6 protein-coding genes are annotated in these 14,738 nt (G+C 42.3%); all 6 read right to left on the bottom strand.

Annotated elements, in window-relative coordinates:
• Positions 1-70: 70 nt before the first annotated feature.
• On the bottom strand, positions 71-8,188 hold the full coding sequence (locus tag FPZ44_RS11855) for a non-ribosomal peptide synthetase (protein ID WP_144990419.1): 8,118 nt from the start codon (positions 8,186-8,188) through the stop codon (positions 71-73).
• Between the two features lie 38 nt (positions 8,189-8,226).
• A complete protein-coding gene (locus FPZ44_RS11860; RefSeq protein ID WP_144990421.1) occupies positions 8,227-9,771 on the bottom strand; it encodes a class I tRNA ligase family protein in 1,545 nt (514 codons plus the stop codon).
• Positions 9,772-9,788: 17 nt separating this feature from the next.
• Complete coding sequence (locus FPZ44_RS11865; RefSeq protein WP_144990423.1) at positions 9,789-10,118, bottom strand: cupin domain-containing protein; 330 nt, start codon at positions 10,116-10,118, stop codon at positions 9,789-9,791.
• A 1-nt stretch (position 10,119) separates the two neighbouring features.
• Positions 10,120-11,448 carry a lysine N(6)-hydroxylase/L-ornithine N(5)-oxygenase family protein gene (locus FPZ44_RS11870; protein WP_186786022.1) on the bottom strand — a complete coding sequence of 443 codons (1,329 nt, stop codon included), beginning with the start codon at positions 11,446-11,448 and terminating at the stop codon, positions 10,120-10,122.
• A gap of 524 nt (positions 11,449-11,972) precedes the next feature.
• Positions 11,973-12,686 carry a GTP pyrophosphokinase gene (locus FPZ44_RS11875; protein ID WP_261378297.1) on the bottom strand — a complete coding sequence of 238 codons (714 nt, stop codon included), beginning with the start codon at positions 12,684-12,686 and terminating at the stop codon, positions 11,973-11,975.
• Positions 12,687-13,051: 365 nt separating this feature from the next.
• Positions 13,052-14,476, bottom strand: a complete 1,425-nt coding sequence (aspA, locus tag FPZ44_RS11880; RefSeq protein ID WP_186786102.1) for an aspartate ammonia-lyase — start codon at positions 14,474-14,476, stop codon at positions 13,052-13,054.
• Between the last annotated feature and the right edge of the window lie 262 nt (positions 14,477-14,738).

Raw genomic sequence — 14,738 nt, forward strand, 5'->3', positions numbered from 1 at the left:
TCATCCCTCCCGTCAAGATAAATGGAACAAAGAGATCACGTCGATCCCTTTGTTCCACATCTCCATGATGTTAATCTTCAACCCGTAATGCCAAATCTCTTATTGTTCGATAACGGAATATATCAAAATTATCTAAATAAAGCCCGCGTTTCTCCATTTCTACTTCCAACCGAATAGCCATCAGTGAATGGCCTCCTAGATGAAAGAAATCATGAGTGACTCCAATATCATTGCGATTAAATAGTTTTTCCCATATTTCAAGAATGTTCTTTTCAATCTCGTTTTGCGGTTGAATCGCTTGCTCCTCGTTTGTTTCCATAATCGGATCAGGTAGAAGCTTACGATCCAACTTGCCATTTGGTGTCTGAGGCATCGATTGCAGCGTAACAAATACAGATGGAATCATATATACGGGAAGCTTGTCACCTAGAAACTCTCTAAGCTCCCATGTGCTCATTTCGATTTTCCATACGATATATGCTGCGATGTATTTTTCGTCGGCCAGGCCATTCCCGCTCCTAACGATAACGGCAGCCTCTTTTACAGCTGGATGCTGTGTTAATATATTTTCGATCTCACCCAGTTCGATGCGATAGCCATTTACTTTTACTTGATGATCCATTCTCCCAAAATACTGCAATACGCCATCTAAGGAGACTCGTCCTAAATCACCTGTTCGGTAAACGTGAAGCTTATGTCCGGACAATTCCAGCTCTACGAATCTTTCATTACTCAGCAGCTCATTGTTTAGATAGCCTCTAGTCACACCTTTACCGCCGATGCATATTTCCCCGACAACCCCATCTGGAACAGGCTGCAAATATTTATCAATGATGACAATCTGCGTATTTACAATTGGGCTGCCAATTGGAATCGCCTTATCTGAAGGTGAAGTAATCTCATGCATCGTCGACCATATTGTTGTCTCCGTTGGTCCATACATGTTGAACAGTTTGGCCTGCGTCTTGAGCTTAAGCTCATTGGCAAGATCAGTCGGGAATGCTTCTCCACCTACAAGCAGCACTTGCAGATCCGATAAGAAAGCACTGGAATTCGAATCCTCCACGAGCGCTTTTAATCGAGATGGCGTACTTTGCATCATCGTAATGGAGCGCTGCCCTTGGTTATAGCGATTGAAATGTAATGGTGAGTGCTTATCGGAATGAATAACGACCTCCATTCCATTGGACAATGTCCAAAACAGCTCCAATACACTAATATCAAACGATATCGTTGTAACAGATAAAAAGACATCTTCTGAGGCAGGCTGCAGCCGTTGATTCATACCTGCCATAAAATTGAGCACATTCCCGTGCGTAACCATGACTCCTTTTGGAACGCCTGTCGATCCAGACGTATAGATGACATACATCAAATCCTCAGGGCCATTACACACTTCAAAATCATGTGAAGCATACTGTTCTAGCGATATGGAATCAAATAAAATAAGTTGAGCACTGGACTCGCTTCCGTTCACATCTTGACGGTTCGTATCGTATAGTCCGAGCTTGCTTCCGCTAGTTTGGAAGATAAGTGTCTTTCTCTCCTCAGGAAATGCAGGGTCAATAGGCACATACGCTGCACCGGCTTTAATGATTCCCAGCAATGCCACAACCATATTCAAGGACTTCGTCATCATGACACTGACAAGATCATTTGTTTGAACATGAGCGCTCTCACGCAAATATCGAGCCAACTGATTCGATTTTTCGTCTAGCTGCTTATACGTAAGTGTCTCATGTTCAAATCGAACAGCGATACATTCAGGTCTACTCCGAGCTTGATCAGCAAACCAATCTTGTACGGTATGATGCTCTAGGTAAGGCACTAGTGGTTCCGTTATCCGTTGAACAAGTTCTGACTTCTCCGATTCCAAGAGGAGATCAACTTGCGATAATGGTTTCTCTACCTCGTCGCACAGACGATGAAGCAAAGCCACAAAATGATCGCCCATCTGCTCAATTCTCGATTTATCGAATAATACAGAGGCATACTCTATTCGTATTCTCATCTCATCATTGCTCAACGCGTATACTTCAAATGTTAAATCAAACTTGGCCGTCTTCGTAAACATCGGCTGGAAAGAGATTCGATCTAACTCTGCAGCAGATAGACTACCTCTTTCATCATCTTGATTGAAAATAAACATCGTATCGAATAAAGGATTTCGGCTTACATCTCGCTGAACGCCAACTTGCTCAATGATTTGCTCAAGCGGGTACTGTTGATAATCCATCGCTTGCAGCATTTCCTCCATAACAACGTTGAGATGCCGTGCAAAAGGTTGAGCTCCGTCCAACCTAACACGTATCGGAACTGTATTAACGAACATGCCAATGACATCTGAATATTCGTCGCTGACTCTTTCGCTCATCGCAGAACCAATAATGATATCTTCTTCTCCTGTATATTTGTGAAGGAGTACAAAATAGGCCGCGAGCATCATCATGTTCATGGTGCATCCATAACGAGCTGTTGTTTCCCTTACCTTTACAGCAAGTTCAGAGTCGATATCAAACAAAAGATAATCGCCTTGATGACTCTGGATAGGCGGACGCTCATTATCAATCGGAAGATGTAACACAGGGATTTCTTCTTTGAATGTATCCGTCCAGTACTGGTTGGCCTGTTCGATTTGCGAAGGGCTCAAATAATGTGCCGCAGTATGCGCATATTGCTTGAATTGCTTCGTCAATGTCGGCAACGTCTCGCCCTTGTATAACTCGAACAGATCGTGTATGAAAATATTCATGGAAATACCGTCGCAAACGATATGATGAATATCGGTCAGCAAGTAATGCTTCGTATCAGATTGCTTGTACAGGCATGCTCGGAATAAACTTCCAGTTCCTAAGTCAAATGGCTTTACGAATGTATCAAATACTGCCTGCATCTTGTCTGTTTCCGTCAATGCCAAGACGGGGACGTCTAGCGCTATGGACTCATGAACGATGTATTCCACTTCATCATCTATCATCTGAAAAGAAGTACGCAGCGACTCATGTCTGTCTATTACGTGCTGTAGTGCTTGTTTCAGTCTCGTGATGTCCAAAGTCCCTTCGAGAACAAAGCACGCTGGCATATTATAAGTGACGCCCAGCTTCTCCAATCTATCAAGAATGAATAATCGCTTCTGGTTAGGCGAAGCCAAGGGACGATCGTCTTCTTTAGCTTTCGTCTTTTCAGTTTGCTCTTCATTATGGAGACTTACATATTGATGAATTGCTGCTACAGTAGGATTTTTGAACAACACTCGTAAAGGAATATGCTGTCCAAATGCTTTATAAATAGCGTTGCTTAATTTAGCAGCTTTAAGGGAGTGCCCTCCCTCTTCAAAGAAATGGCTGTTCATGCCTAGCGGCTGTTTATTCAGCACTTCCTCAAATAACGCCACCAGAATCTTTTCATCATTGCTGGTTGGCAATTGCAGCTGTTGCACGTCTGTGCGGTTCTCTAGTACTGGTAGCGCACTGCGATTTATTTTGCCTGACGTAGTTAACGGCATAACATCGAGTTCAATACAATAACTTGGCACCATATAAATAGGCAGCCGTTCGGACAAATAGCATTTTATTTGCTCGCTTGTCACTTGTTCCGCGGCAACATAATACGCACAAAGGTATCGATCCTCACCATCTTCGCGCAGAACGACAACCGCTTCCTTCAAAGCTTCAAACTGCAAGAGAACCGATTGAATCTCGCCCAGCTCGATGCGGTAGCCTCTGAGCTTCACCTGATCATCGATACGTCCTAGATATCGAATGTTGCCGTCCATCATCCACTGCGCCAAATCTCCCGTACGGTACATTCGTGAGCTTGGATGTATGATATCCGGCACAAACTTCTCGGCAGTCAAAGCATTCAGCTTCAAGTAACCGCGTGCAACGCCGTCCCCTGCAATGCACAGCTCACCTGGCTGTCCTACAGGCACTGGATTCCCAACATCATCTACGATGTAGATTCTTGTATTATCAATTGGTTGACCGATCGGAACATAATCACCGATATCGCTCCGTGAGCAATCATACCAGGTCACATCAACGGTAGCCTCTGTCGGACCATACAAATTGATTAATGCTGTGGACGCATGAGCGCGAATCAGCTTATTAAACTGGATGACGTGATGTTTATGAAGTGCTTCACCGCTTGTAAAGATAAATTGCAAGGAAGATAAGCTGGAATGGCTTGGATGCGTATCTAAATAGTCATAGAACAAGTGAAGCATAGAAGGAACAAAATGAATGACGTTAATCTGTTCTTGTTCAATCGTTGCAGCTATTCGCGCTGGCTCTTTTTCATCTCCTTGCGGAAGCATAACGACTTTGGCTCCAACCATACTCCACCAGAACAATTCCCAAACGGATACATCAAACGTAAATGGTGTCTTCTGCAGTATGATATCGTTTTCCGTGATTGGGAACTGCTTCTGCATCCATACGAGCCTGTTAATGACGGAATAGTGCTCGATCATCACACCCTTAGGACGACCTGTTGAACCGGACGTGTAAATGACATAGGCCAAATGACGAGCATGATTGATAGGCGACAAATTGCTGCCGTCACCAACATAAAGCTGCGAGTCATCAATCGCAATATATGCCCATTTGCCAGCTACTTTAGGTATCCCTGTTTGCTGGACAAGCACAAGCTTCGCCTGACAGTCGCTGCAAATGTACTGAATGCGATCATCCGGAAAGTCTGGAGAGATAGGTACATAAGCTCCACCCGCTTTTAATATACCGTACAGCCCAATCATCATTTCTACGGAACGATCAACCATAATGGGGATAAGATCATCTGCCCCTACACCCATGGCACGCAGCACATGTGCCAGTTGATTTGCTCTTTCATTTAGTTCTCTATACGTCAATTGCTCAGCACCATAACTTACAGCAATTCGTTCAGGCGTCTTCTCTACTTGACGCTCAAACCATTCGTGAAGGGTTATATTTCGCTCATACTCTGCATCCGTCTGGTTAAACGTTTGTAGAACTAATGCTCGATCCTGCTCTTGCAGCAAACTTATTTCTGCAATTGTGGCATGCGGATTCACAAGGACCGATTGCAAAATCGTACAGTAATCTTGCAGCATCCGTTCTGCCGTGTGCTTCGCAAACAATTGGCTAGCATATTCCAAATTAAGAAATAGATTTTTCTTATGCTCAACTACTTCGAGCAGCAAATCAAACTTTGCAATGCCATGCTTAAAATCACAAGATTGCAGGAGGAGACCGCTCTTCTCCTCTTCTCGAACATGGCGGTTTTGAGAGATCAGCATAATCTCGCTAGCATCCATATTTTGTAATACAAACAAGACGTCAAATAAAGGATTTCGGCTCAAATCACGGGTATATGGCAATTGATTGAGCAGCGTTTCCAACGAAAAGTCCTGATTGTCATACGCATCAAGTGCGCTTTGACGAATCTCTTCCAGAAAAGTGTTAAATGTCTTCGTCTTCTCTGGATAATTACGCAGCGGCAGTGTGTTTACAAACATGCCTACCACTTTGTCGAATGCAGCATTAGATCTGCCGGACACTGGTGTTCCAATGACGATATCATCCTGACGAGCGTACTTGGACAGCAAAATATAAAACGCACTAAGTAAAACCATATGCATCGTTACGCCTTGTTGAGAGCAAAATTGAGCCAAGCGTTGTCCTAAGTCAAGATCTAGAGTGACCGTTACCTGTCCTCCATCAAAGCTTTGCAATGGTGGTCTGCTAAAGTCAGTTGGTAATTGAAGCACAGGTACACTATCACTAAACTGATTCAGCCAGTAGACCTCCTGTTGTTTCAAGTACTCAGAATGTTGAAGGCGATGCTGCCACTCCGAATAATCATAATACTCCACGGATGAAGGCGAAATTACGCTGCCATTGTACAATTCAAAACATTCATTCATTAAGATGCCAATCGATATCCCATCGGCGATAATATGATGGAAGTCATATAAAAATAAATGCCTATTCTCATCTACTTGCCGTAGCTTAAATCGAAATAGCGGAGCTTCCCCTAATTGAAACGGACGAATAAACGAAGCAATCGTTTCATCTGAGGTTTGATCACTTAACTTTTCATACTCTATCGTAAACGGAATCTGTTTATGGATATGTTGAATGACTTCCCCATCCTCTAATGAAAACGAGGTACGAAGAGCAGCATGAGAAGCGACAAGAATATCAGCTGCCCGCTGCAGCTTCTCTACATTGAGCGTCCCTTCCAAATAAAGTGCGCCTGGCACATTATACGTCGTTGCTGTTTCCTCTTGCTGCTGAATCATGAACAGTCGCTTTTGATGGGAGGAAGCCGAGTAAAGGCTGCCTACTTCTCTAGCTGGAATAACGGCTGGAACAGCAGGTCGAGATGGCAGTTGTTCAATAAACTTTGCCTGCAGCTGAACTCGATCATAATGAAAAGCAAAGGTAACAGGCACAGAAACACCAAATAGCGCTTCTAATCTAGCTGCTAGCTTCATTGCTTTTAACGAGTTGCCCCCAAGATCAAAAAAGCTGCTCGTCGTCGACACCGTATCTATGTACAAAATATCCATCCAAATAGCTGCAATTTGTTTCTCTGTTTCATTCTGTGGTAATTGAAGCTCCTGCTCTTCGGCTCTTGATCCTGACGGATCTGGTAACCGCTTGCGATCTATTTTTCCGTTGGCATTCAGCGGAAACTGACTCAGTTCAATAAATTGACTAGGTATCATAATATCCGGGAGCAGATCCGCTAGTTTTGATCTCAACTCTATCGCATCATAAGCACGAGTTGTTACATAGTAAGCTATAAGTCTAGTTTGTCCTAATCGATCTGTGGAAGCACTGACGACTGCTTGACGTATTCCTTCTACAGATCGCAGCGCAGTTTCAATTTCTGATAACTCTACACGCTGTCCTCGTATCTTTATTTGATGATCAAGTCGGCCCATGTACATGATATTTCCATCGTACCGAACTCTACCCACATCGCCTGTTTTGTAAATTCGTTCCGAGCTTCTGTTTAATTCGACTTGGATAAAAGCAGTGTCCGTCTTCTCTGGATCACGCAAGTACCCAAGACTTAAGCCAACACCAGCAACAGCAATCTCTCCAACCTCTCCATCTGGTAGAACATGTCCTGCTTGATCAATAATATACACTTTCAAATTAGAAATAGGTTTGCCGATGGGGATTATCGTTTCTGAACTGTGTCGATCAACTTTATAGTACAAGCAGGCAATACTTGTTTCCGTTGGACCATAATGATTGGATACTTGGACATTCGGCAGAAGCTGATGAAATTGATGTACGACAGACGAGACTATTTCTTCACCGCCAATCCATGCGTATGCCAATCCCCTCCAAGTATTGAGCACCTGATCGCTTTTCGTTAAATCGTCTACCACTTCTGCCATAAGAGACGGCACCATACTAATCAGTTTAATTTGGTACTTATCAAGCAGTTGACCGATTCGCTCTGCATTCATCAGCATTCCATCAGGCGGCACAATCGTTGTACCACCTGTCGTTAATGGCCAAAATATTTGTCCAATTGAAACATCGAATGTATGCTTAGACAGCTGCAAAACAGCTTTAGCAGTGTCGTCTCCAAACTCTTCATTCATCCAATCCAGACGATTAAGAATACCGCGATAAGGAACAATAACCCCTTTTGGAGTGTTGGTAGAGCCAGAAGTAAATAATATATACATCGGATCCTCTGGCGAAACCTCTGTATCGATATTCTCAACTGCATCATATGAATCTTTGCTGGAGGCAGAATACTGTACGGGAACAGACTCCATCGAAATGCTTGTATATTTAGGCCCATGCTTCTTTACGAGTATGACAGGGCTGTCCAGCTCTGATAGAACATCCCCAATTCTTTTAAGTGGCCATGATGGGTCCAGCGGAACATAGGCGCAGCCAAGCTTCAAAATAGCAAGCATCCCGATTACAGATTCAAGGCTCTTCTCCATGCATAAAGGTATCAGCATTCCCTTCACAACACCTGCGGCCCGAAGCTGGTACGCCAAGCGATTCGCTTCGGTGTTCAAGGATGCATAAGTAAGCACACTATCATTGTGAATAATGGCCGGCTCGAACGGTCGGTCTTGAACTTGCTTGCTGAATCTTTCCATAAGTGAGACGCCAATGGAATGTGACTGAATTTGAACTCCGGCTTCCAATTCTTGATTATACGACACTCTTCCTATCACCTCGCTTTTGAATGGGATCGCATTCGTTAACCTACACTTGTCTGTACGAGCAAGCGACTCTCAATGACATTCAACCCGTTCTGAATATTCACTTCAACTTGGCTGAAATCATGCCAGCTCATTTCATGTTCCAATTTTCCAGTTAGTGCCGTCCACAGCTGTGCAGAAACCGTTGGCATAATCGGATATGCGAATAAAGATAATGCTAGCAAAGCTTTTCCTTGGCTCACGTCATCATACGTATTTACTTGCGCCGTATAGCTCTTTAACGCATGAACAGCTCCACTCGGTGAAAAGAACTGTTCACTATATAGCTGCTCAAATAGCCCCTTGAATGAATGGATTACGTCGTCGATCGAAGTGGTTCCCGCTTGTCCCTTGTCATTACGCGGAGACAAAAACGGTCGGAATAATTCATTAAGTAAGGATTGGCTTGTACAATTAAATTGCTCGATAGTGAAATTAGTCTGTTTATGCTCCGGTCCCGTCAACGATAAGTAAAGTCTAACCAAATCCGAATTTTCGGGTGTAATAAACTCACTCGCCCATACGGCATGTTTGCGGCTGGTCGAGAACTTCTTGTTTTCTAGCAAATAAAATTCATTAATGATAAAAGAATCGGCAGGCTGCTGCTCTGCTAATCCTATAATCATCGCAGTATGAAGAACTGTGTAATAAAAGCTATTGTCAAATCCGAAAAACTGTACAATATTTACATCCTCATTACCATCCCAGGCTAGCTGATGCTCGCTTGCATGATGCTCGTATCTTCTTTTAAGCGTAGCAAGATGACCCGGCAGCATTTCAAACCATACATTGATGACCTGATTGCTGAAAGCTTCCAAAGGTACTGGAACGCCCCATTCACATACATTGGTTACAGGCACTTCTGGCAACGGACGAGCAAGAAATTGAGCATACCATTCTCTAAGTCTCGGCTTCCACTTGTACCCGTTTTGGTTGTAATAGTTCGCTAATTGAGAACGAAGCTTTTCCAGTGGGAACATGATAACCCGATTGCTGCGAACCGTCGGCACTGACTGACATCTTAAACATAACGGCTCTATCATGTCAGTCGGATCATTAGGATTTCCACATTCCTCACAGAAGTTGCCCCCACACGGAGCCGCACAGGTAGGACATGTTCCTTTAACAAAAGCCTCGTAAAGATGCTGCTGACATGGCTCGCAGTATAAGAAATCGATGTCTTTTTCAACCAAGTAACCTTGATTGTACAACTCCATAAAATAGCTTTGAACCTCACGAACATGCACGGGATGATCTGGACTAGTAAACTCATCCAAACCAATTTGAGCAAGCTGCAGAGACTTTTTAATTTTTGCAGAATAGTCTTCGGCTACTTCTTTTGGAGGGCGCTGCTCTTGAATAGCTTTTGTAAGCAAATAGCTTTGATTATCATCCGTACTGCTTATATATAACACTTCATGACCCATTAACCGCTGAGCTCTAGTAAAAATATCCCCGCCTAAATAAGGTCCTGACATATGTCCCAAATGCAAATCCCCATTCGTTGTAGGGGGTGTCGCTGTCACAATAAATTTTTTACACATCGTAGTCGCCTCCTATTCTATTCCCACCAAGTCGTAATAAAAATCAGATCATCCTTCGTGCTATCATTGCGAAGCGCATGCTCTTCATGAGGCGGTATGTAGATAACATCTCCTGTCTGAACCTTTTGCTCCTCATTTCCAATGATCATGGTTCCTCCACCTGCAGTAATATAGAAGGTTTCATGTTCATGATGTACATGTGGAGCGGATGTTTCACCCGGTTTCACAATGGCCCAAGCGGACCCGAACGGAGGATGAAAAGGCTCTGTATCGACTTGATAAACCCTTCTCATTTGAACGCCGTATTCTTCCGTAATAAATTCTTTTTTCAAAGCTTGTATATACATGCTAGAGCACCGCCTCTTTTATTTTTTCTTTATTAGCTGCAGCATCGTTTGTGATGTCTTGTAAAATATCATTCGCACGAATTGGCAGTATGCTCAACAACGTATCAGAGATTCCATGTGTCATTTCCGACATGCCTTGCAAATAAATTCTTGCTTTCATCTCATCATTGGTCTGAACTTGATAGCTTCTGTTTATAGCTAGCTCATCCTCATCGTAGACGAAATACGGCAGCAAATTATCCATAAAGGCTGGCAGCGTCTTTCGCTCATAACCTGTTGCTAAAATAACCGCGTCTGCCTCGAAATAGGACAACGGCTCATCTTTCAGGTTATTTCGCGTAACCAGTTTAACTTTATGTCCTTGCTCGTTCACTTCAACGATATCGGTAAAAGGGCATAGCTGAATTTGTGGCTTATTGCGCCATTTATCGTTATACATTTTGTGATACATCGTTTCTAACAATTCGATATCAACGGCAGAATAGTTCGTATCATGATAAAAGTCCATAACACGCTTCCTGTTGTGACGATTTTGTAAATCGAACATGAAGTCTGCATTTCTTGGGAAGAAAATTTCATTTACGAAAGGGCTGTTGTCTGCTGGCTTGAAGGTGGCATTTCTTTGAATGGACAAGATCGTACTGTCAGGAAAACGCTCGGCTAAATGCAAAATAATCTCTACTGCACTTTGCCCCGAGCCCACGACACAAAACTGATGCGGTTTATTCGAAGAATAGGATGCGATTCCATGTAGGTAGTTGCAGGAATGAAAGATAGGTTTTATTCGGGATTTAGCAAAGAGCTCAGGTATAAATGGCGTACCCCCGACAGCCACCACAATATCTTTAGATATTACCGAGGCCACTTCACCGTCCCGATTACGGTATACAGTTTTCAGAAGATTGATACCGCTATTACTGTTTGCAACAGGATTTACACTGATAACTTCAGCCCCCATTTGCATCATTTTCTGCGGTAAATGACTTTTGACCCAATTCAAATAGTGTACGTATTCAATTCGAGTTGGATTGAAATGAGATAAATTAATAAACTCATCAAGTCGTCCATTTTCTTTAAGATAATTTATGAACGAGTAAAAACTTCTCGGGTTACGTAACGTAACCAAATCTTTCAAAAAAGAAATTTGAAGACGAGCGCCTTCTAAAAGCATGCCAGGATGCCACATGCATTCTTCATTCTTCTCTAAAAATAACCAGTTACTCGAATCTTCTCCCTGTTCATCAACAGCTATAGCTAAAGCTAGATTCGACGGTCCTAGTCCAATGCCCACGACCTCTTTTATATTTTGATTACTTGGTAAATGCTCCAATAACATCCCCCTTTTCTACATCGTGACTTAACTGAGATACGGTTAACACATAACGAAACAAATTTCCTTTACTATTGCATAAAATTATAAATTTTCATTGGAAAACTAGGAATTAAGGCACAAGTTAGATATTGAAGCGAAACTACGTACCTATAAACAATTACAAATGTTTCATCGATAACAAAATGATTCTAGTTAGTAGTTGTGAATGGTGAGCTTTGAAGATTGGGTGTAAATTGTGAAGGTTGATGGAGTATGTGGGATTGGTTGATCAAAAGCCATGATGGATTAAAAGCATAATGTGATTGTAAAGTAAGGAAATAATGAAGTAAATAACACATATCAACGATTTTTTATACATATCTACATGAATCTACTGCATTATTCCTCATTTTTTGTAAAACAAAAATGCCCCTTCCAATGTGTAGGGGCATAATTCACCGAATATTTATCGAATAGTATATGAGATTACCGACTTAGAAATGAGTTCATTTCTTTTCTTTGTCCTGTTCTCTTTTCTAGTATTACTTTAGCAATTGATTGCGCAACAATGACATCTGTTTGTCCATTTGGAATGCGGACGCAGCCAAATCAACGAGCTGCTGCTTCGCATCTGCCGGTACTTCGCCGTCTTCGTATTTATAATTCAATTTATGTTCAGTAGCTGCCCAGAAGTCCATAGATGAAGTACGCAGTTGGATTTCTGCTGGGACCCACAATATTTCATCAGCCAAAATAACTTTCGTCTGAACAACCAAATGCAAACTCTTATATCCGCTCGGTTTCGGATTTTGAATAAAGTCTTTCACTCGCATAACGCGGATATCTTCCCGCTTCTCAATATGTTCCTTCATCATGTACACATCATCGATAAAGGTCGTTACAATACGCATACCTGCAATATCAAAGATTTGTTCTTGCACTGCTTTTTGATTAAAGGGAATGTTTTTCTTTTCAATCTTTTTCAATAAAGAAAGTGGATTCTTAATGCGAGATTTCATATGTTCAATCGGTGAATAACCGTATCTTGATTTCCAGTCCAGATCGATAATTTGGAAGTCACTTGTTAGTTCATTCAACGCCATTTGGTATTGGCGGAAATAGCCACCCCAATTTTTTTGCAGCAATTCGAATATTTCGCTTTTGCTTTTTTCTTTTGTTATTTCTGCTGTTATGCCCAATTCCGCAGTTAAGTCTGTAGTTATATGATCCGCAGCCATATTTTCTGTAGTCAACATTTATGTCCCCCATGATGAGTAATAGTGTTTGTTACAACCATCATAACTATTCAAGATGAAAAGAACCTGAAAATTAGCAAATAAATTTATTAAATCGTGTGGCTTGTCCAAAAGTACGTTTAAACTGCCAATGGCCCTATGTGATCTGATTTCTAATTTTCGTATGAACGAACTTCGAACTCGAACTTAGTATAACTGATCTTCACCTGCTTCGCATTTCAATAATGTTGGATATGCATAAGAAAGAAGCTGTCCCACCGGTATTCCTACACGTGTGGAACAGCTTCTATATTGGAGTTCTATGTGCATTACATCACATTATTAAAATCTAATTAATCGCAACAATTAAATGCTTGTAATACAAACTACTCTCGGTCGAAGAGTGTCGCACCTGCAATGCCTGGCTTCGTCATTTCGTACGGATTCAGAATAATATCGAGTTCCTCTTCTGTCAGTACGTTGTACATGAGGCAAAGCTCTTTAACTGACTTGCCCGTTTCCGTAGCCTGTTTTGCAATACGAGCAGCCACTTCGTAGCCAAGATGAGGGCTGATCGCAGTAATAATACCAACGCTCTTCTCCACATACTCACGGCAGCGCTCTTCGTTCGCTTCAATTCCTTCCAAGCAATTCGTACGGAAGGCAGTAAATACGTTGCTCATCATGCTAAGCGATTGCAGCAAATTGAATACAAGAACCGGCTCCATCACGTTGAGTTCCAACTGACCCGCTTCGGATGCAAGACAAATCGTATGGTCGTTACCAATAACTTGGAACGCCACCTGATTCACAACTTCGCACATAACCGGGTTAACTTTGCCCGGCATAATAGAGGAACCTGGCTGACGAGCAGGCAAGCGAATCTCACCAAATCCCGCGCGCGGTCCAGATGCTAACAAACGCAAGTCGTTCGCCATTTTAGACATGTTCATCATACATACTTTCAACGCAGCAGATACTTCTGTATACGCATCCGTATTTTGAGTTGCATCAATGAGATGCTCTGCATGTACAATCGGGAAGCCAGACAACTCAGCTAGCAAAGCAACAACCCGCTCAATATACCTAGGATCAGCGTTCAAGCCTGTTCCTACTGCGGTTGCTCCCATATTTACTTCATATAAATGTTCTTTTGTACGCTCAATACGTTTAATATCACGTGCCAGCATACGGCTGTAGGCTTCAAATGTTTGGCCAAGTCGAATCGGAACCGCATCTTGGAGATGTGTTCTACCCATCTTAATGACATGATCGAATTCAGCCGCTTTCACGCATAGTGCTTTATGCAGTTCATGCATCGTAACAAGCAATTTATCTAAATGAGTAAGTACGGAAAGATGAATCGCTGTCGGAAACACATCATTCGTGGACTGCGAACGGTTGACATGGTTGTTCGGGCTTAATGATGCGTACTCTCCCCTAGGCTTGTTCAATAATTCCAACGCTCGGTTCGCTATTACTTCATTGGCATTCATATTAATGGAAGTGCCTGCCCCACCTTGAATCGGATCAACGATGAATTGATCATGCCATTGACCTGCAATGATTTCATCTGATGCTTGAACGATGACATCGCACATATTCGGCTGAAGCTGCTTGACTTCCATATTCGCAATGGCCGCTGCCTTTTTCACAATCGCTAAGGCACGAATTAATTCTGCATCAATGCGGTAACCTGTAATCGGGAAGTTCTCAACTGCACGCAACGTTTGAATGCCGTAATAGGCATTCACTGGGACTTCCTTTTCCCCTAGAGAATCTCGTTCCACTCTGGATTGACTCGTAATCATCATGGGAATCCCTTTCTTTCTCTCTCATATTGTAAAACGCTTACTATGCTAAAAATATAAAATCATGGTTAATTACAACTTCATTATATATCTATTGATCGTAAATATCTATCCAAAAATTAATATTTATTAGCTAATTTTTTAGCTATCAAATTTGTATGCTTCAGACAAAAACATGACAGACTAAAATCAATCTGCCATGTTCACGAAGTAGGGTATTATGTTATTATTTTTACACCATGCACATCATGCACAACGCTGC

Source organism: Paenibacillus agilis, assembly GCF_007786455.1.
Lineage (GTDB): Bacteria > Bacillota > Bacilli > Paenibacillales > Paenibacillaceae > Paenibacillus_B > Paenibacillus_B agilis.

Bases quoted from the DNA above. Each gene is read 5' to 3' on its own strand.
- FPZ44_RS11865 (WP_144990423.1), bottom strand. From the start codon at position 10,118: ATGTATATACAAGCTTTGAAAAAAGAATTTATTACGGAAGAATACGGC.
- FPZ44_RS11860 (WP_144990421.1), bottom strand. From the start codon at position 9,771: ATGTGTAAAAAATTTATTGTGACAGCGACACCCCCTACAACGAATGGG.
- aspA (WP_186786102.1), bottom strand. From the start codon at position 14,476: ATGATTACGAGTCAATCCAGAGTGGAACGAGATTCTCTAGGGGAAAAG.
- FPZ44_RS11875 (WP_261378297.1), bottom strand. From the start codon at position 12,686: ATGTTGACTACAGAAAATATGGCTGCGGATCATATAACTACAGACTTA.